This window comes from Sinosporangium siamense, from assembly GCF_016863435.1.
In the GTDB taxonomy this organism is placed as follows: Bacteria; Actinomycetota; Actinomycetes; order Streptosporangiales; family Streptosporangiaceae; genus Sinosporangium; species Sinosporangium siamense.
Window position 1 is genome coordinate 83083 of the sequence record NZ_BOOW01000045.1, and the last position, 26783, is coordinate 109865.

Here is a 26783-nt window from a genome sequence, read left to right on the forward strand (position 1 = left end):
AGAGCCCAGGCCGAGGCTCACACGGCGGGCGGGGGCGGGACCTCGCCGCGCCAGCCGCCGCTTTCCTGGCCGCGGTGTTCAATGAACCGGGCGAAACGCTGGAGGTCACCCTTGACCCGGTGGGACAGGAGGCCTGCGGCGTCCGCTAGGTTCTCGGCCGCCCCTTCGGGCTCGGTCTCCAGCTCCAGGCTGACGCGGGTGCCTCCGTCGCGGAGCGCGTGAAAGGTGACGACGCCGGCGTGCCGGGGGCCGGCGATCGACGCCCAGGCGATCTTCTCGTCGGGCCGCTGTTCCGTGATGCGAGCGTCGAACTCACGCTCCACGCCGCCGATCTTGATCTTCCAGTGCGTCATGGTGTCGCCGTGCTGAACGACGGACTCCACACCTTCCATGAAGTGGGGGAAGGACTCGAACTGGGTCCACTGGTTGTAGGCGGTGCGGACGGGGACGGCGACGTCGACGGACTGGGTGATGGTGCTCATCGATGATCCTCTCGTCGTGTTCTGCTGTCCTGACCGACGCTGTGTACGGCATAGCGCCGGAAAGGTTCCGAATACCCGCCCTTTGCCCCTTTATGCGCTTGGTGCGTTCCGCCACCCCCGCCGCTAGCGGTTCTTGGCCCTGCGGTCGACGCCCCCCGGTTGGCGGCGAGTTCGCGGCCATGGCCATTCTGGAGACGCGCACCGGCGCGCGGCTGGGCGGCTCCCGTCTCGCTGTGATCATCGGTGGACCCGGTTAGGGATCTTCTCCAAGACAGGACTCCGACGGTCGCACCTCAATCTCCCACCGTGTGGGGAAAAAGGGTGGAAAACAACAGACTGGTGGGGCTGGTGGGATGTTTTCTGGCTGGGTCTCGGGGCAGCCGTAGGGGATGGACCACGCGCAGGCGCCGGTGTTGGAGGCATTGGTCGACTACCACCGGCTTGGTCAGTTGCCGTTTACGCCTCCGGGGCACAAGCAGGGGCGTGGGGTGGATCCGCGGGTTGTCGAGGTGCTGGGGGAGGCCGTCTTCCGGTCGGATGTGCTGGTGATGAGTGGCCTGGACGATCGCACTTCCTCCTGGTCGGCGCTGTTGCGGGCCCAGGAGTTGATGGCTCATGCCGTACACGCCGAGCACACGTTTTTCTCCACCTGTGGCAGCTCCCTGTCGATCAAGGCGGCCCTGCTGTCGGCGGCGGGTCCGCGTGAGAAGCTGCTGGTGAGCCGGGACGCCCACAAGTCGGTGATAGCGGGGCTGATTCTGTCGGGTGTCGAGCCGGTGTGGGTGGATCCGCAGTGGGACGCCGAGCTGCATCTGGCGCATCCGCCCTCGCCTGCGGCGTTCGAGGCGATGTTCGCCGAGCATCCCGATGCCAAGGGTGCGCTGGTGGTCAGTCCCACGCCATATGGGACCTGCGCCGATCTGGTGGCGATCAGTCGGGTTTGCCACGAGCACGGTACGCCCTTGATCGTGGACGAGGCATGGGGGGCGCATCTGCCGTTCCATCCGGATCTGCCGATCTGGGCGATGAACGCCGGGGCGGACGTCTGCGTCACCTCGATCCACAAGATGGGGGCGGGGCTGGAACAGGGGTCGGTCTTCCACCTGCAGGGGCTTCTGATCAAGCCCGAGGTGCTCAAGGCACGTGCCGATCTGCTGAGCACCACGAGTCCGTCGGTGCTGATCTACGCGGCGATGGACGGCTGGCGCCGCCAGATGGCCGAGCAGGGGCGCGCCCTGTACGACCACACCCTGGCCCTGGCCGAGGCCACCCGGGCGGCGATCGACGCCATCGAGGGGCTTGCGGTGCAGGGCAGGGAGCACCTCTGCGGTGTGGATCGGGCCTTCGACATGGACCCGTTGCAGGTGGTCATCGACGTCGGGGCGCTGAACCAGACGGGCTACAGCATGGCGGACTGGCTGCGCCGGCACCGGCGGATCAATGTGGGGCTGGCCGACCACCGCCGGATCTGCGCCCAGCTCACCCACGCCGACGACGCCCACTCCACGGGCCTGCTCGTGGCCGGGCTTCGCGCCATGGTGGAGGCGGCGGCGGCGATGCCCGCCGCGGCCCCCGTTGAGCTGCTCTCCCCGCGGCAAATGCGGCTGGAGCAGGTCATGCCGCCGCGTGACGCGTTCTTCGGCCCCACCGAGCAGGTCTCCGCCGACGAGGCCGCCGGGCGGATCGCGGCGGAGATGGTCACTCCGTACCCGCCGGGTGTGCCTGCCGTCGTGCCGGGGGAGCGTATTACCGGTGAGATTCTGCGCTATCTGCGCAGTGGTGTGGCGGCGGGCATGGTGATCCCCGACGCGGTGGATCCCACGGTGGGGACTGTGCGCGTAGTGCTCTGATCGAAGGCCGTTTCCACAAGAGTTGCTTTTCCTGGCGTACGGCGCATCTTTTCCCAGATGGCGGGCAGGGCCAGAAGAAGGACAAGTCATCCGCTATGGGAGCGCATCACACCAGCGGTCCTTCCAAAAGGGCTGGTCAACGGCCGACAGTGATCTATCGGCGGGCCCCATCTGGAGCAGAAAATGACTCACCACACATCTGATGACAAGAACCACGCTCTCACCGACGATCGCGTCAAGGCCGATGAGCGTGCGCGTCTCACCACAGACCAGGGCACACGCGTCTCAGACACCGACAATTCACTACGTGCGGGAGAACGCGGCCCCACCCTCATGGACGACTTCCACATGCGTGAGAAGATCACGCACTTCGACCATGAGCGTATCCCCGAACGTGTCGTGCACGCCCGGGGAGCAGGCGCCTACGGCAAATTCCAGGTGACGTCACCGCTCACGGAGTTCACCACCGCTGAGTTTCTCACCGACCCCAAGGTGGAGACGTCGGTGTTCGTGAGGTTCTCCACCGTCGCCGGGTCGCGCGGCTCGGCCGACACCGTGCGCGACGTGCGGGGATTCGCCGTCAAGTTCTACACCCGGCAGGGAAACTTCGACCTGGTCGGCAACAACATGCCGGTGTTCTTCATCCAGGACGGGATCAAGTTTCCGGACTTCGTGCACGCGGTCAAACCCGAGCCGAACAACGAGATCCCGCAGGCGTCCTCCGCACACGACACGCTGTGGGACTTCGTCGGGCTGCAGCCCGAGACCACGCACATGATGATGTGGATGATGTCGGATCGGGCCCTGCCGCGCAGCTACCGCATGATGCAGGGGTTCGGCGTGCACACCTTCCGGCTCGTCAACGCCGAGGGGAAGTCCACCTTCGTCAAGTTCCACTGGATTCCCCGGCTCGGCACCCACTCGCTGGTCTGGGACGAGACCCAGAAGATCGCCGGCATGGACCCCGACTTCAACCGCCGGGACCTGTGGGAGTCCATCGAGTCGGGCGACTTCCCCGAATGGGACCTCGGGGTGCAACTGGTGCCGGAGGTGGATGAGCACGCCTTCGACTTCGACCTGCTGGACCCCACGAAGATCATCCCAGAGGAGATCGTCCCGGTGCGGCTCGTCGGGCGCCTGGTCCTGGACCGCAACCCCGACAACTTCTTCGCCGAGACCGAACAGGTGGCTTTCCACCTGGGAAACCTGGTGCCTGGTGTCGACGTCACCGACGACCCGCTGCTGCAGGCCAGGTTGTTCTCCTACCTCGACACCCAGCTCATCCGCCTGGGCGGGCCCAACTTCCCGCAACTGCCGGTCAACCGGCCCCTGGCCGAGGTGCGAAACCACCAGCGCGACGGCTACCACCAGAGCGCCCTTCACCAGGGGCAGGCCGCCTATCACCCGAACTCGTTGTCGGGCGGCTGTCCGGCGATCGCCGAGCAGGGCGCCTACGTCCACTACCCCGAACACGTGGCGGGACCGAAGATCCGCAAGCGGGCGGAGAGCTTCGCCGACCACTACAGCCAGGCCACGCTGTTCTGGAACAGCATGTCGGCCTGGGAGAAGGAACACATCGTGGCGGCCTTCCGCTTCGAACTCGGCAAGGTGACACACCTCCACGTACGCGAACGCGTCGTGGCCAACCTCAACAACGTCGACCACGACCTGGCCGTGGAGGTGGCCCAGGGAGTCGGCGTCGCGCCTCCAGAAGAGAAGACGCTCAACCACGGGAGGAGCTCGCCGGCGCTCAGCCAGTCCCGCCAGCCGCAGAGCCCCGACACCAGGAAGGTCGCCGTGCTCGCCTCGGAGGGGGTCGACGCGGCAGACGTGCTGGCGCTGTCGGGGGCCATCACCGGCGCGGGAGCGATCTGCGAACTGCTCGCGCCGCACGACGGCACGGTCGTCACCACCGAGGAGGGCCGCCTGCCGGTGACCAAGGCACTGCCCACCGTGGCCTCGGTCTTCTACGACGCGGTGGTCGTCCCGGGTGGCGAGGGCAGCGCACACCTGCTCGCCAAGGACGGCAAAGCCTTGCACTTCCTGGCTGAGGCCTTCAAACACGGCAAGACCGTCGCGGCGGTCGGCGCGGGCCGGCAGCTGCTGCAAGCCGCCCACCTGGACGGCGACGGCGGGGGCGTGGTCACCGGCGTGGAGACGTCCGCCGAATTCCTCGACCAGCTGGTCGCCGCTCTCGGCCTCCACCGGCACTGGAACCGGGAGCTCAACAGCGTTCCGGCCTGACCCGGTGGCCAGCGGTGCCGGGTGATCAAGATCGCAGACAAGTTCATAAGCTCCGCTTATCATCCCGCGCACAGACCTTCTTGGACGTCCCTCACGATGCATGTCAAGGTCGTTCCAACCAGCCGAAATCCCGGAAAAGACCCGGGAAAGAATGGACGACCTGTCGCCTGGGCTCCGCCGTACTCGGACCGTGTGACCTGTGCGAACGGTCGTTCTCTCGTGCTTCGTGAGGAGACGGTTATTTGTCCAGCACCCTTGGATATGGCGAGGACCTCGGTGCGGCCGGGCCCGCCCATCCGCTCGAACCGCTGAGCCCGGAGGAGATCGGGCGCGCCTCCGCCATCCTCGCGCGCGATCGTGGGCTCAAAGACGACCACCGGTTCGTGTTCATCGAGTTGCACGAGCCGCCCAAGGAGGTCGTCAACGGGTTCCGTGCCGGGGACACGTGGGCCAGGCAGGCGTTCGTCGTGCTGCGGGACCGCACCTTCCACCGGACGCTTGAGGCCGTCGTCGACCTGTCCGCCGACAGCGTGGTCAGCCTTACGGAGATCCCCGACGCTCAGGCGCCGATGACCAAATACGAGCTGGCGAACTGCAGAGCCGTGATTCGCGCGGATCCCCGCTGGCAGGAGGCGATGCGCAAGCGCGGCGTCACCGACTTCTCCCTGGTCACCATCGACAAGTGGGCCAGCGGATACACCGGTCCCGAGGACGCGCCCGAGCGGCGGCGCATCGCGCGGCCGCTCACCTACGTCAAGGACTCGCCGCGCGGCAACGCCTACGCCAGGCCGGTGGAGAACCTCGTCGTCACGGTCGACCTGGACGCGATGGAGGTGCTCGACGTCACCGACACCGGTGTGGTCGCGCTCCCACCGACCAACGGCGACTACCGGCCGGACCAGATCGCCGATCCGCGTAACACCCCGGTCTTCGAGTCGGTGCGCGAGCCGATGAAGCCGATCGTCGTCGAACAGCCGGAAGGGCGCTCGTTCACGATCGACGGGCACGCGCTGACCTGGGCGAACTGGCGGCTTCGGATCGGCTACACCCCCCGCGAGGGGCTGGTGCTGCACCAGATCTCCTACGCCGACCGCGGGGTCGAACGCCCGGTGATCTACCGGGCGTCGCTCTCCGAGATGTACGTGCCGTACGGCGACCCTGGCGACACCCACTGGAACAAGAACGTCTTCGACGAGGGTGAGTACGGCCTCGGCGGCATGGCCAACAGCCTCGTGCTGGGGTGCGACTGCCTGGGCGACATCGCCTACATGGACGCCTACGTCAACGACCAGACCGGGCAGGCGGTGCGGATCCCGAACGCCATCTGCATCCACGAGGAGGACGCCGGCATCGGGTGGAAGCACACCGACACCGACGGCGCCGGCTTCGTGCGCCGCAACCGGCGGCTTGTGATCTCGGTGTTTACGACGGTCGGCAACTACGACTACGGGTTCTACTGGTATCTGTATCTCGACGGGTCGATCGAGTTCGAGTCCAAGCTCACCGGAATTCTGTCCACCGGTGCCGTGGAGGCCGGCGTCACCCCCGGATACGGCACTCTTGTCGCGCCCGGGCTTTACGGCCCCAACCACCAGCATTTCTTCGGCCTCCGCCTCGACATGGCGGTCGACGGCGAACGCAACGACTTCTACGCCGTGCACAGCGAGGCCGCCCCCGACGAGGAGAACCCCTGGGGGAACGCCTGGCGGCAGGTCGTGACCCACCTTGACACCGAGCACGCGGCCCGCCAGCTGGCCGACCCGGCCGCGGGCAAGGCGTGGCTCGTCGCGAACTCCGAAAAGCGCAACGCGCTGGGGTCCCTGATCGCCTACAAGGTCGAGCTGGGGGGCTCCCTCACCATGCCGTTCGCCCGGCCCGGCTCGCAGCAGGCCAACCGCGGCGGCTTTACGGCGAAGCACATCTGGGCCACCCCGTACGACTCGCGCGAACGTTACGCGGCGGGGGAATACGTGGCGCAGCACCCCGGTGGCGACGGCCTGCCGGCCTACACCGAGGGCAACCGTTCGCTCGCCGCCGCCGACCTGGTCATCTGGCCTGTGCTCTGCGCGCACCACGTCACACGCCCCGAGGACTGGCCGGTCATGCCGGTCGCCACCGTGGGGCTGCACCTCAAGCCGGTCGGGTTCTTCGACGGCAACCCCATGCTCGACCTGCCCGCCGAGCGCGGCCACGGTGAGGCCGCCGCGTGCCACACCGACGGTCACCGGCACTGAGCGGCGCGTCCCGTGGTTCAACCGTCGCGCCGGGCGCGGGTGCCGGTCATGGTCGCGGCGGTGTGCGCCGTCTCGCAGGCCGCGCTGCACCTGCTGTTCATCGGCTCGCTTCCCGGGCCGACCGCCGTGCTCACGGTCGTGCTGGCCCTCGCGTGCGCGCTCTGCGCGATCGAGGTGTGGCTGCGGCCACGTCCTCACGCGTGGGCGATGATGCTCGTCCTCAGCGTCACCATGATCGTCGTACACATCGGCCTCGGCCATGACGGCGCGGTGACGCACACGGCGGGCCACCACGGGGGCCATCTTGACGAACGGACTCCGCTGACAGGCTTCGCGGGTCTCGCGATGAGCGCGGCGATGTGGCTCGCCCTCGCCGAGACGGTCCTGGCCGCCGGGGTGCTGCTGGGGGTCGCCTGGCGCCGGATCACTCCAGGAAGGAACAGAACGTGTCCATGACGAGACCACGATAAACCGCCGGGCGGCGCCAGCGGGGGAACGCCACCTGTCCGATCAGCGAACGCCGTCGCGTATGCGGAGGAGCATGTCCGTGAAGACTGGATGGGTCTACAAAGACGAGTACAACTGGTACGACATGGGGAGAAGCCCAGGGCTGATCCCTCCCGGGAGATTCGTCGAACCAGGCGATCACCTAGATCAACCGGACACCCGCCGCCGCGCCGCCTCGCTGGTCCACACAAGCGGGCTGGCCGAGCGTCTGACGCCGCTGCGGGTGGCCCCGGCGAGCGACACCGAGCTACTGCGGGTGCACACCCGCGACTACCTGGATTTCCTGATCGAGCAGGACGCCCTCCCCAAGGGCGGTTACGCGGACCGGGGAATCTGGCGCACACCGTTCGGCCCGGGCGATCTGGAGATCGCCCGGCTGAGCGCCGGCGGGGTCGTCGCCGCCGCCAGGGCCGTGATGGAAGGCACGGTGCAGAACGCATATGCACTCGTGCGCCCGCCCGGCCACCACGCCCTCCCCGACCGGGGCATGGCTCTCTGCGTGTTCGCCAACGTGGCTCTCGCCGTACAGGCCGTGCGCCACGAGTACGGCGTGAGCCGCGTCGCAGTGATCGACTGGGACGTTCACCACGGCAACGGCACGCAGGAGATCTTCTGGGACGACCCGGACGTGCTGACCGTGTCGATCCATCAGGACCGGCTTCTGCAACTCAGCACAGGAGACGCCGACGAGGTGGGCGGCCCCGGCGCGCTCGGCGCGTGTGTGAACGTCCCCCTTCCGCCGGGGTCGGGAACACATGCCTACCGGGAGGCGTTCCGCAGGATCGTCATCCCGAGAGTGCGCGACTTCGGCCCCGAGCTGATCGTGGTGGCCAGTGGCTACGACGCGTCCTTCTTCGACCCCAACGGCCACATGCTGCTGGGGGTCAGGGACTACCGGTGGATGACCGAACAGGTCATGGAACTGGCAGCCGGCACCTGTGAGGGGCGGCTCGTCGTGGCCCACGAAGGCGGCTACTCGCCGTGGTATGTCCCCTTCTGCATGCTCGCCGTCGTCGAGACGCTGGCCGGGGAGCTGACCGAGGTGGGGGATCCCGTGGGGTTCATCGTCGAGGGGAATCCCTTTCAGGAGATCTCACCGGACCAGGCACGCGCCGTCGACCGCGTCGAGGCGGCGCTGAACGCGGCCACACATCCGCGGCCGGCGTCATGAGGGCCTCGTGGCGGCGCGGACTGATCGGGACCGCCGCCTTCACGGCGCTTCTCGAACTCCTTCCGCGCACGGGCCTGGTCGACCCCGGCTATCTGCCGACGGCGAGCACGATCGCCGGAGCCCTGGCCGGCGAACTCTCCCGCGAGGCGTTCTGGTCCGCGCTCCTCGACACCGTGCGGGGCTGGGCCACCGGGCTGGGCGTCGCGATCGTCACCGGCGTCGCCGTAGGAGTCGTCGTCGGCGTCGTGCCGGGGCTTCGGGCGCTGACCGCGTCGACAGTCGAGTTCCTGCGCCCCATCCCGTCGGTGGCGCTGATTCCGCTCGCCGTCCTGATGTTCGGCACCAGCATGGAATCCACCCTGATGCTGATCGTCTACGCGAGTTTCTGGCAGGTCCTCGTGCAGGTCCTCGACGGGGTGCGCGACATCGACCCGGTCACGCACGAGACCGCGCGCAGTTACGGCTTCGGGGTGTTCACCCGGATCCGGGTCGTCGTCTGGCCCACGGCGCTGCCCCATGTCATGACCGGCATGCGCCTGGCGGCGACGGTCGCGCTCGTGCTCGCGATCACCGGTGAACTGGTCATCGGATCCCCGGGCCTCGGCCGCCAGATCGCCCTCGCGCAGTCCGCCGGCGCCGTCGAGACGATGTACGGCCTCGTGGTCGTCGCCGGCCTGTTCGGGGTCGTGGTGAACCTGTCGATCCGGGCCGCCGAGCGCCGCGCCCTGCGCTGGCACGTTTCAGTACGCCGAGAGAACGCCGTGTGACACGCGTCTCCACGCCGAGAGAACGCATATGAGATTCATCCGTTCCATCGCCATCGTCACGATCCTGCCCGCCGGCCTCGTCACCGCATGGTGGTTCGTCTCACTGGGCAGCGACAACTTCTTCTGGCCGCCGCTGCGCGACATCCTCGGCACGGTGCCCTCGACCTGGCTCGAAGGACGCCTGCAGGCCGACGTCGGACCCTCGCTGCTGCGGCTCGCCGTGGGATATCTGCTCGCCCTGCTCATCGGAGTGCCGACCGGCCTGGCCATCGGTCTCTCGACTCCGTTGCGGCAATATTGCGAACCGGTCTTCGAGTTCCTGCGGTCGATTCCCCCGCCGGTCCTGGTTCCCGTCATCATCCTCTTCGCCGGCATCGGCGACACCATGAAGGTCGTCGTCATCGCGTTCGGCTGCGTGTGGCCGATCCTGCTCAACTCAGTCGAAGGCGCCAGGGCCATCGACGAGGTGCTTCACGACACCACGCGGATCTATCGCCTAAGCCCGGTGTCGAGATTCCGGCACCTGCTGCTGCGCGGCGCGAGCCCGCACATCGTCACCGGGGCGCGCCAGGCCCTGTCGATCGCCGTCATCCTCGTGGTCATCAGCGAGATGTTCGCGGCGAGCAACGGGCTCGGATTCACCATCGTGCAGTTCCAGCGGTCGTTCGCCATCCCGCAGATGTGGTCCGGCATCCTGCTGCTCGGCGCCATCGGGGTGACCCTCGCGTTCGTCTTCAGACTCGTCGAGAACCGCGTCCTGGCCTGGTATTTCGGCCTTCGCCGTAAGCAATAGAACCCGCACGACAGGTCGCGGGCGACGGCTCTCAGGCGACAGGTCGCAAGCAAAAAGAAGGGGCCCCATGACCCTCACACCCGTGCTCGCCGTGGACCACGTCAAGAAGGTCTACACGACCGGCACCCGTCACGTCGAAGCCGTCCGGGACCTGCACTTCGATGTGGCGCGGGGCGAACTCGTCTGCGTCGTCGGCCCCTCGGGCGCCGGCAAGACGACACTCCTGCGGTGCATCGCGGGGCTGATGGACGTCACGGCGGGCGAGGTCCGGCTGGAGGGCTCGGCCATCTCCGGCCCGCCCCGCGGCATGGCGGTCGTCTTCCAGGAATACGGGCGCAGCCTGTTTCCGTGGATGACGGTCCGCGGCAACGTCGAACTGCCGCTCAAGGAGAAGAAGGTTCCCCGCGCCCGGCGCACCGTCCTGGTCGACGAGGCGCTCGCCACGGTGGGGCTCGACCACGTCCACGACTCCTACCCCTGGCAGCTCTCCGGCGGCATGCAGCAGCGCGTCGCCATCGCCAGGGCCGTGGCCTACGAGCCGCACATCCTTTTGATGGACGAGCCGTTCGCCGCCGTCGACGCGCAGACGCGCGCCGACCTGGAGGACCTCATCCGCGAGTTGTGGGCGCGGCTGCGGGTCACGGTCCTGTTCGTCACCCACGACATCGACGAGGCCGTCTACCTCGGCGAACGCGTGCTCGTGTTGTCGAACTCGCCCACGGTCGTCCTTGAGGACGTACGGATCGACCTGCCCGGCGAGCGCGACCAACTCGGCACGAGGGCCCTCCCGAGGTTCGCCGAGCTCCGCGCCCACGTCTACGGACTCGTTCAACAGGCCAAACGGGGCGTGCGGGCCGTTCCGGCCGACGCGAGCCCGGCCGGCCAAACCTTGCAATACGAAAGGAAGCCCTCATGAAACGTGTGGGGAAAACGCTCTCGGCCATGGTGGCGCTCACTGTCGCGGCGGCCTGCGGGGGAGGGGGAGAGGAGGCCGGCGGGTTAAAGGAGGTGACCATCGGTCTCGTGCCCGCCGCCGTCACGGCTGCCATCCATGTGGGCATCGACCAGAAGTTCTTCGAAGCCGAGGGACTGAAACTGACCGTCGAGACGGGGCAGGGCGGGGCCGCACTCCTCCCCGCCGTCTCGTCGGGGCAGATGGAGTTCGCCTCCAGCACGCCGGTCTCGCTGCTGCTGGCCAGGGACCGGGGGCTGGACGTGCGCGTCATCGCCCCGTGGACGGGTGACGGCACGTCGGCCGGCGGCACGGTCAAGTCGTCGAACGTCGTGCTCGCCAAGGATCCCGCCGTACGGTCCGCCAAGGATCTGGAAGGCCGGACCGTGGCCATCAACGCGCTCCGCAGTGTCGGCGACCTGACGATCCGCGAGGCCGTGCGCCACGCCGGCGGCAATCCGGACCGGGTCAGTTTCGTCGAGATGGGATTCGCGGACATGCCGGGCGCCCTTGCCCAGGGGCACGTCGACGGGATCTGGACGGCCGAGCCCTTCATCAGCACCTTGGTCGCCAAGGGGAACCACGCGGTGAAGGAGACGAACAACTCCGACGCCGTCCCCGACATGGCGACCCAGCTCATCTTCACGTCGAAGAAGCTGGCCGACAATGATCCCGAGCTTGTGGCCGCCATGACGCGTGCGCTGAACAAGACCCTGGTGCACGTGAAGGAGAACCCCGAGAAGGTGCGGGCGCATGTGCCCACCGTTCTCAAGCAGCTCGACCCGGAGATCGTCAAGCGGCTCGATCTCGACGTGTTCGAGACCGAGGTGCGCCGCGCCCCGCTTGAGCGCATCGGTCAGTTGCTGGAGCTGGAGAAGTGGATCAACTCTCCGGCGGACGTCGGCGGGCTGCTGCCTTGAGCCCAGGCGGCGGTGGCCGCGTGGGGCCGTGGAGGCTTCACCGTACAGGACAGAGCCGATTCGAGGCGCTCAGCCGGTCTCCGTCCGAGGAATGGTGGTCGCGGCGAACGTGGATCTGATCAAGCCGATCAGCGGCCGTGTGAAGGGGTGCGGTGCGTCGCGGTGCTGCGCGACCACGATGTCGAGCACCTCATCCTCGATCGGGACAAAAGCCAGGTCGTCCCAGCCGGGAGGCTGGTTGGGCACCACGGTGACGCCGAGGCCCGCGCGCACGAGGCCGAGCATGGTCTCGGCGTTGGCCGCCGAGACGACGATGTTGGGTGTGAACCCGTGCTTGACGCACAGGGCCACGAAGTTCTCGGCGTACAGGCCGGTGGCCCCGACCCACGCCTGGCCCGCGAGCTCGGTGAGATCCACCGACTCCCTGGCGGCGAGCGGATGGTCGGCGCGCACGGCGACGAACCGCTGAGTGCTCCCGACCCGCATCAGGTGGAGCGCCGAGGTGTCGAGGTCGAGCACGTCCGGCAGATGGAAGATGGCCAGATCGATCATCTGGTTGCGGATCGCGTGGAGCAGGTCGTCGAAGACATACGACTCGAGCACGACCTTCAGCTCGGGTGAGTCACGCTCGACCATGGCCATCAGCTTGGGGATCTCCGTGCGCGCCCAGGTCGTGATGTAGCCGATCCTGATCCGGCTCTCACTCGGGCGAAGCGCCATCTGGATCGGTCGCAGGGTGTCGCGCAGGTCGCCCAGCGCACGCTCGGCGGCGCGGAGCAGCTCCGTGCCCTCCGCGGTCAGACGCACGCCGGAGGAGGAACGGTCCAAAAGCGTGAATCCGAGTTGCCGTTCCAGTTTCTTGATCTGCTGGCTCACCGCGGGCTGCGAGACGTAAAGGATCTCGGCCGCCCGCCGGTAGCTCAGCTCGCGTCCGACCACGACAAAGGTTTCGAGGATGCGCAGGTCGAAGCCCAGCCTGGTCGCCGAGAAGGTCATAACCCCAGCTTATCGGCACTGGTCCACTCCGTCTTGGAGGGATGAGCTGCAACTTTCAATCATTTCAACGGACAGTTCGCTGAAAGGAGTCCCATGACGCAACGCAAGCGTTCGATCGTCGTCACGTCCGTGCGGGACATCCCGGAGGACGGCGAGTACGACGTCGTGGTGCTGGGGGCCGGCGCGGCGGGACTCGCCGCCGCGCTGTTCGCCGGGTTGCGCGGCGCACGCGTCTTGATCGTCGAAAGCAGTGAGCACATCGGCGGCACAAGCGCGCTCACCGCGGGCACACTCTGGCTGCCGGGCGCGCACCCCGCCGACGGCAGGCCGGCCGAGGAGGACCGGCGGCTCGCGGGCCGCTACCTCGAACGCGCGCTAGGCGATGACTCCCTCACTCACCTGCGGGAACGTTTCCTCGGCGAGGCGGCGGAAGCCGTCGCCCTCCTGGAGCGCCGCACGCTGGTGAGCTTCGTCCGGCGCGATCACCACCCCGACTATCTGGGCTCCGTCGAGGGGGCGGCGGTCTCCGGGCGGGCGCTCGAGGCCGTCGACTTCGACGGCAGGCTCCTCGGCCCCGACCTGAGGTTCGTGCGCCCGCCGCTGCGGAACTTCACCATCCTGGGCGGCCTGGCGCCGGGCCGGGACGAGGTACGGCGCTACTCGGTGATCGCGGCCCGGCCGGTGAGCCGGGAGGCGCTGGTGAACGCCGTCACCGCGCTCCCGCGTGTCGTGCGGCACCTGGTCGACCTGCTGGTCTACCGGCGCACATCCCGGCTGACCCTGGGCAACGCGTTGATCGGCCGCCTGCTCGCCTCACTGAGACGGCTCGGCACGGCCCGCGTCGTCGTGAACGCCGAACCGGTGGAGCTCGCCCGCGGCCCCGGCGGGGCGCACACCGTCAAGATCACCGACGGGCGGGCGACCAGGACCGTCCGTGCGGCGCGGGCATTGATCAGCGCCACCGGCGGGTTCTCCCGAGGGGTACGGAGAACGGAGGTCCTCGGCGACCTCCCGCTGGAGTGGAGCGCCGTGGCCGGCAGCGCGAAGGCCACCGCCCACAGCCTGCTCGAAAGCGCAGGGGCCGTCTTCGGACGGCAGGGCACCGACGCGTTCTGGGCCCCGGTCTCGCTGACACCCGGACGTCACGGCGGGAAACCTGATCCCTATCCGCATTTCGCGCTCGACCGCGGCAAACCCGGCTTCGTCATCGTCGACCGGCTGGGAAGGCGTTACCTGAACGAGGCTTCGCCGTACCACGTGGTGGGGGAGCGGATGCTCGCGCACGGCGAGCGGGACGGGCTGCCCAGCTATCTGATCGCCGATCACCGGGCCGTCATGCGTTATGGAATCGGCGCGGTCAGGCCGGGAGGATGGGGCACCAGGCGGCGGCTGCGCGACGGCTATCTCACGCGCGCCCGCGACCTGGACGATCTCGGCGACCGGCTGGGCATGCCGCCGGGGCGGCTGCGCGAGACGGTGCGGCGGTTCAACACCTTCGCCGGACAGGGGAAGGACCCCGACTTCGGGCGCGGGGACGACCCCTACCAGCGCGGCCTCGGCGACGCCCGGCATCGGCCGAATCCCTCGCTGGGCTCCCTCACGCGGCCGCCGTTCTACGCCGTCCGGATCTTTCCGGGCGACATCGGCTCCGCCTCGGGGTTCGTCACCGACGAGAACGCCCGCGCGCTCGACGCCGGCGGGCGGCCCATCGACGGGCTCTACGTGCTCGGCAGCGACATGCGCTCGATCATGGGAGGCGGATATCCGGGTCCCGGCATCACCCTCGGTCCCGCGATCGTGTTCGCCTATCTCGCGGTCGAAGACGCGCTCACGCGAAGCGGGTGACTCTCGTTGCCCGACAATAACCGTCGCTTATCACCCCTGTCGCGCTCGATATTGGACGCGCCGAGGCCGACTGGAGAAGGTTCAGACATGCCAATTCACGATGCGGGGACACCTGGTGCCGCGGTCGTCACCGGAGGCGCGCGCGGGATCGGCGCCGCCTGCGCCGCCCGGCTCACCGCGAATGGGCAGCCGGTCGTCGTCTGGGATCGCGAGGCCCCCGAGCACGCGATCCAAGGCGTCGACTACGTGCCGGTGGACGTCGGCAAGGCGGACGACGTCGCTCGTGCGGCGTCGGCGCTCGGCCGGGTCGACCTGCTGATCAACGCGGCGGGCGTCACCGGGTTCGGGCGGGCGGAGGACATCACTCCGGAGTTGTGGCGCGAGGTGCTGGAGAGCAACCTGTACGGGTCGTTCCACACGGCGCACGCGCTCTTCGCCGCACTTCGCCGGGCCAAGGGGCAGATCGTCAACATCGCCTCGATCACCGCGGGTGTTCCCGGAGAGGGCAGAGTCGCCTACTGCACCTCGAAGGCGGGCGTGGTGACGATGACCAAGGTGCTCGCCCTGGAGTGGGCGGCCCACGGCATCCGGGTGAACTGCGTCAGCCCGGGATACACGAGAACCCGCATGGTGCAGGACGCGTTGAACGCCGGCCATCTCGACGAGCGGGCCATTCTCCGCCGCACGCCTCAAGGGCGTCTCGCCGAGCCAGGGGAGATCGCCGACGCCGTGCTCCTGCTCACCGACGAGCGACTCTCCCACGTGACCGGCGACAACCTCGTGATCGACGGCGGATGGTCGGTCAACGGCGCCTACTGAAGCCGGGCCACCTCCGTCCACCGACCAGCACAGCAGTGCAGCAACAACAGTGCAGCAACAACAGTGTGTAGCAACAAAGGTAAGGAGCCTCAATGGGCAACAGCACAGTTGCACCAGAAGGCAAGGAGACACCGGCCCGTCTCTCCGGCTCGCTCGGGGTCGTCTCCATCGTGTTCATGGTTGTCGCGGCCGCGTCGCCGCTCGTTGTCGTCGGTAGCGTCTCCCCGCTTGGCATTATGATCGGCAACGGCGTCGGCTTCCCGGCGCTGTTCGCGATCGGCGCCGTCATCCTCGTGCTCTTCGCAGTGGGGCTTACGACGATGACGCGCCACGTGCCCAAACCGGGTGCGTTCTTTACTTTCGTCGGCTACGGCCTCGGACCCGCCGCCGGTATCGTTGCCGCGTGGCTCGCGATCCTGGCCTACACCTCCGTGCAGATCGCTGTGCACGCCTACATGGGATATGTCCTTAGCGGCGCCCTGAGCTCGCTGGGTGGCCCGGCGCTGCCGTGGTGGTTGTGCTCGCTGCTGGTCATCGCCCTGGTCGGTTATCTCGGCTATCGCAACATCGACCTGTCGAGTAAGGTCCTCGGCTTCATGCTCGTGCTTGAGGTCGGCATCGTGCTCGCCCTGGTGGTCGCGGTGCTCATCACCGGCGGCGACTCCGGGCTCGACCTGTCGCCCTTCGACCCGGCCAACATCGTGAGCGGCTCGCCCGGCATCGGGCTGATGTTCGCGATGGGGTCGTTCATCGGTTTCGAGGCGACGGTCGTCTTCCGCGACGAGGCACGCGATCCCACCCGCACCATCCCCCGCTCGACATACGCCGCCGTGATCGGCATCGGCGTCTTCTACACCCTCGCCGCCTGGTCGATCGTCATGGCCTGGGGCTCGGACAAGGTGGTCGCCAAGGCCACGGAGGACCCCGGCACCATGATCTTCGCGACCATGCACCGCTACCTCGGCGTGCTCGGCGAGAAGGGCGTCAACTTCCTGCTGATCACCGCGATGCTGGCGTGTGTGCTGGCCTTCCACAACGTGCTCGCGCGCTACCAGCACTCGATGGCGAACGCGGGGGTCCTACCGCGCGCGTTGTCCGGCATCCACCCGCGGCACCGGTCGCCGCACACGTCGTCGCTCGTGCAGACGGTCACCGCGGGGGCGCTGATCGCGGTCTTCGCGGTCCTCGGCCTGGACCCGGTCTTCGCGGTGTTCACACCGCTCGGCGGCGTCACGAACCTGGCGATCGCCCTGCTGATCACGCTGACATCCGTCGCGATCCTGGTCTACTTCGCCAAGACGAAGGTCGACAGGCGCCCCTGGAACACCGTGATCGCCCCCGTGCTGGGCCTCATCGGCATGGTCGCCGCGGCGGTCCTGATCGTCGCGTATTTCCCGCTGCTTGTCGGCGACGTCGACGCCGAGGGCAACCAGGTGGTCGGCGGCGTGACGATCCTGCTGCTCGGACTGATCGCCGCCTTCCCCGTCCTAGCGCTGATCCAGGCAGCCGTGATCAAGAAGCGTAACCCCGCCTCCTACGAGGAGATGATCGAGCGCGTCGGCGCTTGACCGGAAAGGAACCCTATGAGCACCACGGACATCGATGCACCCGCCGCGTGCGCGCCACCCCCGGGGGCCGGTGTCGAGGGCCCGCACCCGCACGGGTGGGTGAGGTAGATCGTGCCTGAAGACAAGGCGGTCACCCAGCCGAGCGTGCGCGAGCTGCGCCGCGGGATCCGCGCGGGCGAGACGAGCGCGCTGGAGTCGGTCGAGAGGTCGCTCGCCGCGATCGACGCCCTCGACGCCGGACTGCACTCCTTCATTTGGGTCGACCGCGACGCGGCCCGCGCGGAGGCCCGGCGGGTCGACGCCGAGCTGGCGGCCGGACGCGACCTGCCCCTCGCGGGCGTCACGGTCGGTGTGAAGGACAACATCGACGTCGGGGGGCGGGTGACGCAGGCCGGCAGCCGCGTGCTGGCCGGGCGTGTCCCCACGGAGGACGCGACTGTCGTCGCCCGGTTGCGGGCGGCGGGCGCGGTTGTCGTCGGCAGCACCAACATGCACGAGTTCGCGCTCGGCGGCACCAGCGAGAACCCGCACTTCGGCACGGTCAACAACCCGCTCGGCGCGGGTCTGTCGCCCGGCGGCTCGTCGGGCGGCTCGGCGGCGGCGGTCGCGGCCGGTCTCACCATGGTCGCCCTGGGCACCGACACGTGCGGTTCGATCCGTATGCCCGCCTCACTCACCGGGACGGTGGGGATGCGCCCCACGGCGTGGACCGTGCCGCTGCACGGAGTCGTCCCGCTCGCCCTCAGCATGGACACGGCCGGCCCGATGACCCGGACGATCGGCGACAACGTGGAGATCCTCCAGGTCCTCTCCGGCCGCACACTGCGGCGACCGCGAGCGGCCCGTGTCCGCCTGCTCACCCACCGGCTGGACGACGTGGCGAACGCCGTGCGGGAGACCATGGCCGAAGTGGTCGACAATCTCCGCGGCCGGGTGCGGCTCGACCGCGACGCGGACACCGGATGGGTGCCGGAGAGCGTCGACGTCGCGGTCACCACCTTCCTGCGCGAGGCGGCCGACCTGCACGAGGTGTGGCTGCGGGAACGTCCGGACGAATACGGCGCGGACGTGCGCGGCTCTCTGGAGCAGGGCACGCTCATCTCCCGCGACGACTATCTGAACGCGGCGGCCCGCCGGTTCGAACTCGCGCACCGCGCCCGCCGCGGTCTCGGCCCGGACGGAATCCTCGTGCTGCCGGTCTTCCCGTTCACGAGGGTCACGCAATACACCGACACCGTCGAGACGGCTCCGGGGAGCTTCGAGGATCGTGACGCCGCCATGCTCCGCTACATCAGCGCGGCCGCCGTCACCGGCCTGCCCGCCCTGAGCGTCCCCGGCGGGCACGACCCGGACGGACTGCCGATCGGCGTGCAGTTGATCGGCGCTCCAGGCACGGAGGCAGAGTTGTACGGCCTGGCCAGGCTGATCGTCGCCGGAAACGCACTCGACGACGCACATGACGGTGAGGATGTTTCGTGACCTTTAGCGAGCCGGACGACCCCGGAGGCCGCGGACCGGCCGTGCGTGTCGGACGGCCCGGGGGAGACGTCGTCCACGAGGAGGCCGGCGCGGTTCCCGTCGCCGCCACTTTCGACGTGGTCGTCGTGGGCGGCGGCCCTGCAGGGGTGTGCGCGGCGATCGCCTCGGCCAGGACGGGCGCGCGCACCGCACTGGTCGAGCGGGCCGCCTTCCTCGGCGGCACCGCCACCGGCGCGATGGTCGCGAGCTTCATGGGCTTCTTCTGGAACGACCTGCGCGTCGTGGGCGGCATCCCGCTGGAGGTGACCGAACGCCTTGTCGCCCGCGGCGCTTCCCCCGGGTTCGGGCGTTACGTGCTGGCCGAGGCCAGCGACAACCCCGTGAACGTGATCACCTTCCCGTTCGACCCGGAAGTGCTCAAGATCGTGCTCGACGAGATGCTGGTCGAGGCGGGCGTCACCCCCTATCTCCACGCGCAGGCCGTCGAGCCCGTGATGGAACGCTCCGGGTGCGTGGGCGTCGTCTACCAGGGCCCGGTGGAGCGCAGGGCGCTCCTCGCCACGACGGTGATCGACGCGAGCGCCCACGGCTCGATCGCGGTCAAAGCGGGTGCGGAGCGGGAGAGCGCACGCGACGACCCCCGGAAACGCCAGCCGATGACGCAGATCGCCCGCGTCGTCGGGGTCGACGTGGGGCGGTTCAGGGCCCTGCCGCGCGAGGAGAAGCAGCGCATCGCCGAGGAGGGGCTGCGCCGGGGCGTGCTGGCCCAGAAACTGCTGCCGGTCCTCAGCTCACCGCACGGCGACGACGCCATCGTCTTGATGACCCGCGTCACCGGCCGCGACGGCACCGACGAGTCCGAGCTTGGGCTGGCAGAGATCGAGGGACGCCGGATGATCGACGGGCTGATCCCCTTCCTCCGCGGAGAGCTGCCCGGCTTCGAGAACGCGCGTCTCGGCACGCTGGCCTCCTGGATCGGGGTGCGGGAGACCTGGCGGGTCATCGGCCACTACGTCATGGACGAGCACGACGTCCTGGCGGGCACGGCCTTCGAGGACACGATCGCGCTCGGGTCGGGGCCGCTCGACATCCATCACCACCGCGGCGACGGGATCTCGCTCGTCGTGCCCGACCGGCCGTTCCCCATCCCCTACCGCGCCCTTGTGCCGCGCGGGGTCGACGGCATGCTCGTCGCGGGCCGCTGCGTGTCGGCCACCCGCAAGGGAATGGCGGGGCTGCGGCACATGGGCACGGCCATGGCCCTCGGCCAGGCGTCGGGGACGGCGGCGGCGCTCAGCGCCGGCAAGGCCGTCGCGCCGCAGGCACTCGACACAGCCGTGCTGGCGGCGGCGCTCACCCGCGACGGTGCTCTTCTCGACGCCGCGGCGGCTGTGCCGTTCGAAGAGCCGTGATCGGGCTTTTCCACGGGAGCAACGACAGGACTGGAGAGACGCGGAGATGAAAGAACGGGACGAGTTCGACTACATCGTCGTCGGAACGGGCTCGGCGGGCAGTGTGATCGCGCGGCGGCTGGTGGACGCAGGCGTCGGCGACATCCTTGTCGTCGAGGCCGGAGGCAGCGACCGCGGCGTCGAATCGCTCAGCGATCCGGGTTCCTGGCGCACACTCTGGGGTGGTCCCTACGACTGGAACTACAAGACCACCCCACAACGCGGTTTGCAGGGCAGGGAGCTGAGTTTGCCGCGTGGCAAGGTGCTGGGCGGAAGCAGTTCCGTCAATGGGATGATCTATGTCCGCGGCCACCGGCGCGATTACGACGCGTGGGAGTTCGACGGCTGCTACGGCTGGGGATGGGACTCCGTCTTCCCGCTTTTCCTCCGCAGTGAACGCCATCTGCTAGGGGAGACACCCTGGCACGGCGCCGCCGGGCCGCTTTCCGTCACCCCCGTGTCCCGCGACAACCCTGTGAGCCAGGCCTTCATCGAAGGCGCGAAGGCGATCGGCATTCCCGAGAACTTCGACTTCAACGGCGAGACGATGGAAGGCGCCGGAACGGTGGACCTGACCGTCGGCTCGGGGCGCCGCGCGTCGACCTCACGCGCCTTTCTCTGGCCGGTCCTGGATAGTCCCCGTCTGACCCTGCTCACCGGGACGAGAGTCGAAAGCCTCGTGCTGGAAGGCGGCAGGTGTGTGGGTGTCCGGCTCGTCGACGAGTCCGGCGGTTCACGCACGGTGCGCGCCCGCCGGGAAGTCGTTCTGTCGGCCGGTGTCGTCGAGTCGCCCGCCATTCTGCTCCGATCCGGAATCGGTCCCGAACGGGAGCTGACCCGGCTCGGAATCGACGTCGAAGCCGACTCGCCCGGTGTGGGGGAGAACCTCCACGACCATGCGCTCGCCCCGGTCCTGTTCGGCTCCCCCGAACCACTGCCCTCACCGGGCGGCAACATGATGGACACGGTGCTTTTCTGGCGGAGCCACGAGCAGATGGCCGTCCCCGATCTGCAGCCGATTCTCCTGCACTTCATCAAGCCGGTGGACGGATATCCGGTGCCGGAGTTCGGATTCACCATCGGCGCCGGAATCATGCGCCCCAAATCCCGCGGCCGCATCACGCTGCGCTCGGCCGACCTCTCCGACCCGCCTGTCATCGATCCCGCCTACCTGACCCAGCGCTACGACGTCGAGGCCATGATGTCCGCCGTCGAGATCGCACTGGCGATCGCCGGCACCGGTGCCTTCGAGCCGCTCAAAGCCTCGCTCGTCGCCCCCGCGGAACCGGGGCTGTCACGCGCGGAGCTGGAGAGATATGTACGGCAGACGTGCATCACCTATCACCACCAGGTGGGCACCTGCCGGATGGGCAGCGACGACGCCTCGGTCGTCGACCCCGAACTGCGGGTGCGCGGCGTCGAGGGCGTCCGTGTCGCCGACGCCTCGATCATGCCCGCCGTGCCGAGCGTGAACACCCACGCCCCCGCCGTGATGGTCGGCGAGAAGGCCGCCGACCTGCTCCTCGGCGACAAGCTCCGCATCAGCGCCACCTCGGAGTACACCGCATGACACAGCACATCACCCGGACGGTCGTCTCCGGCAGGAGAGCACTGACCGCCGTCGAGGCCGCGTTGCACCACGCGGGCGACGTCAGGATCACCGTTGTCGTCGTGGACCGGGCGGGAGTTCTCGTCGCCGCGTGCCGGCACGAGGACGCATTGCCCGCCACCTCCGACCTCGCACTGGCGAAGGCACGCGCCGCGGCCGGATTCGCCAAACCCGCCGAAGCGCTCGCCGGCGTCGTGCAGCCGGGGGCACCGTACTTTGGTCTGCCCGCGGCGGTCGCCGCACCGATCGCGACATTCGCCGGGGGGCTGCCGTTGCTGGACGACGGCTACTGCTTCGGCGCCGTCGGTGTCAGCGGCGGCACCGGAGAGCAAGACGCCGATATCGCGAGGGTGGCCGTGTCGGCCTACCTCGATCAGGCGCAGCCGTCCGCCGATCCGGCACACAGCAATGAGTAACCAGCAACTGGAGCCCCGCGTGGAATCACCACAACGGTTCGACGTCGCCGTCTACGGCGGAGGCCTCGGCGGTGTCGCCGCCGCGCTCGCCGCCGTGAAGACCGGCGCCACCGTTCTTCTCGTCGTCCCCGGCGAATGGATCGGCGGACAGGTCTCGGCTCAGGCCGTGCCGCCGGACGAGCATCCCTGGATCGAGTCGCTGGGATGCTCCGCGAGTTATCGTGCTTTCCGCGACGCCGTACGCCGCTTCTACTTTGAGAAGTATCCGGTCGCCGCACGCGCACGGAACCGGCCCGGCTTCAACCCCGGGCTGGGCAATGTCGGCCCGCTCACCCATGAGCCCTATGTCGCGCAGCTGGTGCTGGAAAGCGAGCTCTACCCGTGGATGAGCCGCGGGCGGCTGCGTGTGCTCAAGCATTCCACGCTGACCGAGGCGCACGTCGACGGCGACAGAATCCGTTCGATCGGCGTACGAACCCGCGGCGGCGCGGTGCGGGAATACGAGGCGCGTTATTTCCTCGACGCCAGTGAACTCGGCGACCTCATCGACAAGGCGGCGGTCGAGCACGTCATCGGCGCCGAGAGCCGGGACGAGACGGGCGAGCTCCACGCGCTCGACGTCGCCGACCCGCTCGACCAGCAGGCCATGACCTGGGCGATGATCGTGGGATATGTCCCGGACGGCGACTTCACCATCGACCGCCCGGAGCAGTACGACTACTGGCGTGCCTACCGGCCGGAGTTCTGGCCGGGCCCCTTCCTCGGGTGGCAGATCTCCGACTATGTGACCCACACACCGCGTCCACGCCCGCTCTTCACCAACGAGGTGAACGAGTCGGGGGTCCGTTACGACCTGTGGTCGTCCCGCCGCATCCTGGCCTCCCACCAGTTCGACGGCCGCTGGGAGTCCGACCTGTCCGCGGCGGTGTGGCCAATGATGGACTACTTCGACCGCCCGCTGCTCGGCGTCGGCGAAGAGGGGAAGGCACTGGCCCTGGAAGGCGCCCGTCAGCTTTCACTCTCGCTGATCTATTGGATTCAGACCGAGGCGCCCCGCCACGACGGCGGGCACGGCTATCCGGGACTGCGGCCCCGCCCCGACCTCACCGGCACCGAGGACGGCCTGGCCATGGAGCCGTACATCCGGGAGGCGCGCCGGATCCGGGCCCGGTTCACCGTCACCGAGTCCCACGTCGGCGTGGAGGCACGCGAGGGGCGGGCGGGCGCGGAGGCGTTCCCCGACACCGTGGGAATCGGCGCCTACCGGATGGACCTCCATCCGTCGACGTCCGGGCGCAACAGCGTGGACATCGACACCTGGCCGTTCCAGATCCCGCTCGGCGCACTGCTTCCCGTGCGGGTGTCGAACCTGATCGCCGCCGCCAAGAACATCGGCACCACCCACATCACCAACGGCGCCTACCGGGTGCATCCCGTGGAATGGGCGATCGGGGAGGCGGCGGGGGCGCTCGCCGCGTTCTGCGTGCTTGAGGGCACGACCCCGCCGCAGGTGCACGCGCGTGAGCGCACACTCGCCGACTACCAGCGCCTGCTGCGGACACAACTCGACGTTCCGCTTGAGTGGCCCAAGATCGGCGCGCTGACCCCGATGAGCCGCTTCGGCTACGTCAAACCCGCCAGTGCGTCGTGACCAGGAGACCTCATGACTTTGTATGCCGTGCGATATGAGTACGCCGAAGGCAGCGCGGCGCGACGTGATCAATATCGGCCGGTCCACGTTGATTTCCTGCGCGAACTCTTCGCGGCGGAGGTGCTGGTGCTGAGCGGGCGCCTGGAGGACGAGGACCGCCCCGGAGCACTGATCATCCTGCACGCGCACGACGCGACCGCGGTGGAGCAGGCCCTCGACCAAGACCCCTTCTGGTCGGCCGGAGTGATCGAACAACGAGACATCAGGGAGTGGAACGTGGCGTTCGCAAAGGTACCCCTCGAATGACGATGAAGGTCGCCAACACCGTCTCCGCACATCGGCTCGAATATCAAGAGCGGCCGATACCGGCCCTCAGCGAGGGCACCGCGCTGATCCGCGTGGAGCACGTCACGCTCTGCGGGACCGACTCACACATCTGGCAGGGCGAATATCTCAACCCCTTCCCGATCGTGCAGGGACACGAGTTCGCCGGACGTGTCGAGCAGGTGGCGGGGGACACCCCGATCACGCCCGGCGAGGCCGTCGTGGTGTCCCCCGTCCGCTCCTGCGGAACCTGTCACCCCTGCCGCATCGGCCGCGCCAACGTGTGCCAGCGTGTCTCGGTGCTCGGCTGCTACGAGGACGGCGCCCTGGCCCACTATGTCCTCGCACCGATCGAGACCCTGCGGAAGGTGCCCCCCGGCCTGCCCGGCGAACTCGCCCCGCTGAGCGAGCCGGCGAGCATCGCCATGCAGGCGGTCCGCCGCAGCCGCGCCGAGGCGGGCGAACTCGCCCTCGTCATCGGATGCGGGCCGATCGGCCTGATCGCCACCCTTTACCTGCACGAACTCGGCGTCGACGTCGTCGCCGCCGACACCCTGCCCGCCCGCGCGGAGTCGGCCAAGCACTTCGGCGCGGTCGCGAGCGTCACGGTCGACCCCACAGCCCCCTTCCCTACGGGTCCACAGATCTCCACCCTCGCCGCGGCCGATCCGGCCAGACCGGTGACGATCGTGATCGAGGCGACGGGATCCCCCGCGGCCTTCGCCGCGGCATTGGACGTCGCCGCACCCACGGGCCGGGTCGTGATGGTCGGCATCTCCGACCGGGACACCCGAATCCCGATGCGGACGATCCCGCTGAAGGAGCTCGACGTTCTCGGCAGCCGCAACAGCCTCGACCTGATCGGAGACGGCCTTCAGCTCATCGCACGACATCAAGACCGGTTCACCCACCTCATCACCCACCGCTTCGGCTTCCACCAGGTCGAGCAGGCGTTCAACACCATGCACACCGAGGCGGAAAACGTGCGCAAGGTCCTGATAACCATGGACGGCGCCGACCGATAAGGACCGCAGGCCGGGCGTCTTGCTCGGGCGGATACAGTGTGCTCTCGGAGGCGGGCCGAGCGGCTTCCCATAAGCGTGGGGGTTCGCGGGCCGGGCAGTCGGGTGGCGCGAAAGGATCAGGGGTGACCGTTCACTTCATCGGAGCCGGTCCCGGAGCGGCCGATCTGCTGACGCTCCGGGCCGTGCGGATGCTTGAGCGGGCGGACGTCTGCCTCTATCCCGGCACCTACATCGACGAGCACGTGTTGTCGCACTGCCGTGCCGGCGCCCGGCTGATCGACACCCACCACCTCGATCTCGACCAGATCGTCGGCCACCTCGTCGAGTCCCACCTGGCCGGTCATGACGTGGTCCGGCTGTGTTCGGGGGATCCGTCGATCTACTCGGCTCTGGCCGAGCAGACCAGCCGGCTGGACGCGCAGGGTGTGCCGTGGGACGTGTCTCCGGGGGTGCCCGCCTACGCGGCCGCCGCCGCGCTGCTGGGCAAGGAGCTGACAGTGCCGTTCCTCGCCCAGTCCGTCGTGCTCACGCGCACGCAGGCTCGGTCGACGGCGATGCCGGAGACCGAGTCACTCGCGGCGTTCGCCGCCACCCGGGCCACCCTGGTGCTGCACCTGGCGATCACCCGCGTCAGGCAGTTGGCGGGTGAGCTCGCCGAGGAATACGGCGCCGGCTGCCCGGCCGCGGTGGTGGCCTACGCCTCCCAGCCCGCCGAGGTGATCCTCACCGGCACACTGGCCGACATCGCCGATCAGGTCGAGGCCCACGGACTCAGGCAGGCCGCCGTCATCCTCGTGGGCCCCGCACTGGACGCGGCCTCCCGCCACGGCCGGGAGTCATATCTCTACGATCCCCGGCGTCCCCGGAAGGTCATGCCCGGAGGGTGAATCCTTCCTACCCCCGGGGGGCCCACTGGGTTTCTGCGGCGCCCGCCGAGTGGTTGGCGGCGCGGGCCATCACAAACAAAAGGTCCGCCAATCGGTTCAGATAAGCCAGAACATATTCGCTCACGCCCTCCTGCCGGTTGAGCTGGGCGGCCCTGCGCTCGGCGCGGCGGCAGACCGTTCGCGCCACGTGCAGTTGTGCCGCCGCCTGAACCCCGCCCGGCAGGATGAAGTTTCGCAGCGGCGGAACCCGCGCGTCCAACTCGTCGATCATCCCTTCGAGCGCCTGGATCTCGTCGCCGGACAGCCGGGGGAGCGACGTGCCCGACCCTTCACGGCTCGGCGCCATCAGCTCCCCGCCCACGACGAAGAGGTTGTTCTGCGCGGTCTCCAGCATCCGCCCGATGTCTCCGGGAAGGCCCATGGCGATCGCGAGGCCGATCAGCGCATTGCATTCGTCGACGCTGCCGATCGCCTCGATTCGCGCGGTGTCCTTGCCGACCCGCTTCCCTCCCCAAATTCCGGTCTCACCCTTGTCCCCGCCGCGTGTGTAAAGCTTCATATCGATCCCTTCGAAATGTCGCCCGCTGCATGTGAAATGAGAATTTGGAGTTGCCGGGATATTCCACCTTGGATGATCGAGTGACAGCCTACGGCACCGCGGACCCTGTGACATGGACAAGCGGCGCCACCGCGACCGGCTCCAGGCGCCGCACGCTGACCCGCAGCCGCTCCTGCGGCCGGGGCGTGGAAAACTTAGCCGGCGGCTTGACCACGGCGGGGATCGCGTCCACGG

At 68.7% G+C, this 26783-nt stretch carries 23 protein-coding genes; 20 read left to right on the forward strand and 3 right to left on the reverse strand.

The window, feature by feature from the left end; translation table 11 throughout:
- Positions 1-17: 17 nt before the first annotated feature.
- Positions 18-482 carry an SRPBCC family protein gene (locus Ssi02_RS33085; protein ID WP_204031519.1) on the reverse strand — a complete coding sequence of 155 codons (465 nt, stop codon included), beginning with the start codon at positions 480-482 and terminating at the stop codon, positions 18-20.
- Between the two features lie 389 nt (positions 483-871).
- On the opposite strand from Ssi02_RS33085, the gene Ssi02_RS33090 reads away from it, so the two are divergent.
- From Ssi02_RS33090 to Ssi02_RS33130, 9 genes are all read left to right on the forward strand, one after another.
- On the forward strand, positions 872-2332 hold the full coding sequence (locus Ssi02_RS33090; protein WP_204031520.1) for an aminotransferase class I/II-fold pyridoxal phosphate-dependent enzyme: 1461 nt from the start codon (positions 872-874) through the stop codon (positions 2330-2332).
- A gap of 183 nt (positions 2333-2515) precedes the next feature.
- Positions 2516-4576, forward strand: a complete 2061-nt coding sequence (locus tag Ssi02_RS33095; protein WP_204031521.1) for a catalase — start codon at positions 2516-2518, stop codon at positions 4574-4576.
- 242 nt (positions 4577-4818) lie between these two features.
- Complete coding sequence (locus Ssi02_RS33100) at positions 4819-6810, forward strand: primary-amine oxidase (RefSeq protein ID WP_204031522.1); 1992 nt, start codon at positions 4819-4821, stop codon at positions 6808-6810.
- 12 nt (positions 6811-6822) lie between these two features.
- The gene (locus tag Ssi02_RS33105; protein ID WP_204031523.1) at positions 6823-7266 is read left to right on the forward strand and encodes a hypothetical protein; all 444 of its coding nucleotides are present in this window, start codon (positions 6823-6825) and stop codon (positions 7264-7266) included.
- A 91-nt stretch (positions 7267-7357) separates the two neighbouring features.
- Complete coding sequence (locus Ssi02_RS33110; RefSeq protein ID WP_204031524.1) at positions 7358-8488, forward strand: histone deacetylase-like amidohydrolase; 1131 nt, start codon at positions 7358-7360, stop codon at positions 8486-8488.
- A complete protein-coding gene (locus tag Ssi02_RS33115) occupies positions 8485-9255 on the forward strand; it encodes an ABC transporter permease (protein ID WP_204031525.1) in 771 nt (256 codons plus the stop codon). The genes Ssi02_RS33110 and Ssi02_RS33115 overlap by 4 nt, the downstream gene beginning before the upstream one ends.
- A 28-nt stretch (positions 9256-9283) precedes the next feature.
- A complete protein-coding gene (locus Ssi02_RS33120) occupies positions 9284-10048 on the forward strand; it encodes an ABC transporter permease (protein ID WP_204031526.1) in 765 nt (254 codons plus the stop codon).
- Between the two features lie 67 nt (positions 10049-10115).
- Positions 10116-10964, forward strand: a complete 849-nt coding sequence (locus tag Ssi02_RS33125; protein ID WP_204031527.1) for an ABC transporter ATP-binding protein — start codon at positions 10116-10118, stop codon at positions 10962-10964.
- A complete protein-coding gene (locus Ssi02_RS33130) occupies positions 10961-11920 on the forward strand; it encodes an ABC transporter substrate-binding protein (protein ID WP_204031528.1) in 960 nt (319 codons plus the stop codon). The genes Ssi02_RS33125 and Ssi02_RS33130 overlap by 4 nt, the downstream gene beginning before the upstream one ends.
- Positions 11921-11989: 69 nt before the next feature.
- On the opposite strand, the gene Ssi02_RS33135 is transcribed toward Ssi02_RS33130, so the two are convergent.
- Positions 11990-12916, reverse strand: a complete 927-nt coding sequence (locus tag Ssi02_RS33135; protein ID WP_204031529.1) for a LysR family transcriptional regulator — start codon at positions 12914-12916, stop codon at positions 11990-11992.
- 93 nt (positions 12917-13009) lie between these two features.
- Between Ssi02_RS33135 and Ssi02_RS33140 the strand changes: the two genes are divergently transcribed.
- The 11 genes from Ssi02_RS33140 to Ssi02_RS33190 all read left to right on the forward strand — a co-directional run bounded on the left by Ssi02_RS33140 (position 13010) and on the right by Ssi02_RS33190 (position 25990).
- On the forward strand, positions 13010-14761 hold the full coding sequence (locus Ssi02_RS33140) for an FAD-dependent oxidoreductase (protein WP_204031530.1): 1752 nt from the start codon (positions 13010-13012) through the stop codon (positions 14759-14761).
- A gap of 87 nt (positions 14762-14848) precedes the next feature.
- Complete coding sequence (locus Ssi02_RS33145) at positions 14849-15580, forward strand: SDR family NAD(P)-dependent oxidoreductase (protein ID WP_204031531.1); 732 nt, start codon at positions 14849-14851, stop codon at positions 15578-15580.
- A 92-nt stretch (positions 15581-15672) separates the two neighbouring features.
- Entirely contained in the window at positions 15673-17148 is a 1476-nt protein-coding gene (locus tag Ssi02_RS33150) for an APC family permease (RefSeq protein ID WP_204031532.1), read from the forward strand.
- Between the two features lie 111 nt (positions 17149-17259).
- Positions 17260-18627 carry an amidase gene (locus Ssi02_RS33155; RefSeq protein WP_204031533.1) on the forward strand — a complete coding sequence of 456 codons (1368 nt, stop codon included), beginning with the start codon at positions 17260-17262 and terminating at the stop codon, positions 18625-18627.
- Positions 18624-20039: an FAD-dependent oxidoreductase gene (locus Ssi02_RS33160; RefSeq protein ID WP_204031534.1), complete on the forward strand. Its 1416-nt coding sequence runs from the start codon at positions 18624-18626 to the stop codon at positions 20037-20039. The genes Ssi02_RS33155 and Ssi02_RS33160 overlap by 4 nt, the downstream gene beginning before the upstream one ends.
- Positions 20040-20085: 46 nt before the next feature.
- Entirely contained in the window at positions 20086-21648 is a 1563-nt protein-coding gene (locus Ssi02_RS33165; protein WP_204031535.1) for a GMC family oxidoreductase, read from the forward strand.
- Positions 21645-22103 carry a GlcG/HbpS family heme-binding protein gene (locus Ssi02_RS33170; RefSeq protein ID WP_204031536.1) on the forward strand — a complete coding sequence of 153 codons (459 nt, stop codon included), beginning with the start codon at positions 21645-21647 and terminating at the stop codon, positions 22101-22103. Before Ssi02_RS33165 ends, Ssi02_RS33170 begins: the two co-directional genes overlap by 4 nt.
- Positions 22104-22122: 19 nt before the next feature.
- Entirely contained in the window at positions 22123-23754 is a 1632-nt protein-coding gene (locus Ssi02_RS33175) for an FAD-dependent oxidoreductase (RefSeq protein WP_204031537.1), read from the forward strand.
- Positions 23755-23766: 12 nt separating this feature from the next.
- Positions 23767-24060: a YciI family protein gene (locus Ssi02_RS33180; RefSeq protein WP_204031538.1), complete on the forward strand. Its 294-nt coding sequence runs from the start codon at positions 23767-23769 to the stop codon at positions 24058-24060.
- Positions 24057-25103 (forward strand): alcohol dehydrogenase catalytic domain-containing protein, encoded by a 1047-nt coding sequence (locus tag Ssi02_RS33185; RefSeq protein ID WP_204031539.1) that lies wholly within the window; start codon positions 24057-24059, stop codon positions 25101-25103. The genes Ssi02_RS33180 and Ssi02_RS33185 overlap by 4 nt, the downstream gene beginning before the upstream one ends.
- 122 nt (positions 25104-25225) lie before the next feature.
- Positions 25226-25990: a cobalt-precorrin-4/precorrin-4 C(11)-methyltransferase gene (locus Ssi02_RS33190; protein ID WP_204031540.1), complete on the forward strand. Its 765-nt coding sequence runs from the start codon at positions 25226-25228 to the stop codon at positions 25988-25990.
- Positions 25991-25997: 7 nt separating this feature from the next.
- Here the strand turns inward: Ssi02_RS33190 and Ssi02_RS33195 are convergent, their stop codons facing one another.
- On the reverse strand, positions 25998-26549 hold the full coding sequence (locus Ssi02_RS33195; protein ID WP_204031541.1) for a cob(I)yrinic acid a,c-diamide adenosyltransferase: 552 nt from the start codon (positions 26547-26549) through the stop codon (positions 25998-26000).
- Positions 26550-26783: the final 234 nt, after the last annotated feature.

Coding starts and splice junctions, on each gene's coding strand:
- Ssi02_RS33085 (WP_204031519.1), bottom strand. CDS start 482: ATGAGCACCATCACCCAGTCCGTCGACGTCGCCGTCCCCGTCCGCACC.
- Ssi02_RS33090 (WP_204031520.1), top strand. CDS start 872: ATGGACCACGCGCAGGCGCCGGTGTTGGAGGCATTGGTCGACTACCAC.
- Ssi02_RS33095 (WP_204031521.1), top strand. CDS start 2,516: ATGACTCACCACACATCTGATGACAAGAACCACGCTCTCACCGACGAT.
- Ssi02_RS33115 (WP_204031525.1), top strand. CDS start 8,485: ATGAGGGCCTCGTGGCGGCGCGGACTGATCGGGACCGCCGCCTTCACG.
- Ssi02_RS33120 (WP_204031526.1), top strand. CDS start 9,284: ATGAGATTCATCCGTTCCATCGCCATCGTCACGATCCTGCCCGCCGGC.
- Ssi02_RS33125 (WP_204031527.1), top strand. CDS start 10,116: ATGACCCTCACACCCGTGCTCGCCGTGGACCACGTCAAGAAGGTCTAC.
- Ssi02_RS33130 (WP_204031528.1), top strand. CDS start 10,961: ATGAAACGTGTGGGGAAAACGCTCTCGGCCATGGTGGCGCTCACTGTC.
- Ssi02_RS33135 (WP_204031529.1), bottom strand. CDS start 12,916: ATGACCTTCTCGGCGACCAGGCTGGGCTTCGACCTGCGCATCCTCGAA.
- Ssi02_RS33140 (WP_204031530.1), top strand. CDS start 13,010: ATGACGCAACGCAAGCGTTCGATCGTCGTCACGTCCGTGCGGGACATC.
- Ssi02_RS33145 (WP_204031531.1), top strand. CDS start 14,849: ATGCCAATTCACGATGCGGGGACACCTGGTGCCGCGGTCGTCACCGGA.
- Ssi02_RS33150 (WP_204031532.1), top strand. CDS start 15,673: ATGGGCAACAGCACAGTTGCACCAGAAGGCAAGGAGACACCGGCCCGT.
- Ssi02_RS33165 (WP_204031535.1), top strand. CDS start 20,086: ATGAAAGAACGGGACGAGTTCGACTACATCGTCGTCGGAACGGGCTCG.
- Ssi02_RS33170 (WP_204031536.1), top strand. CDS start 21,645: ATGACACAGCACATCACCCGGACGGTCGTCTCCGGCAGGAGAGCACTG.
- Ssi02_RS33180 (WP_204031538.1), top strand. CDS start 23,767: ATGACTTTGTATGCCGTGCGATATGAGTACGCCGAAGGCAGCGCGGCG.
- Ssi02_RS33185 (WP_204031539.1), top strand. CDS start 24,057: ATGACGATGAAGGTCGCCAACACCGTCTCCGCACATCGGCTCGAATAT.
- Ssi02_RS33195 (WP_204031541.1), bottom strand. CDS start 26,549: ATGAAGCTTTACACACGCGGCGGGGACAAGGGTGAGACCGGAATTTGG.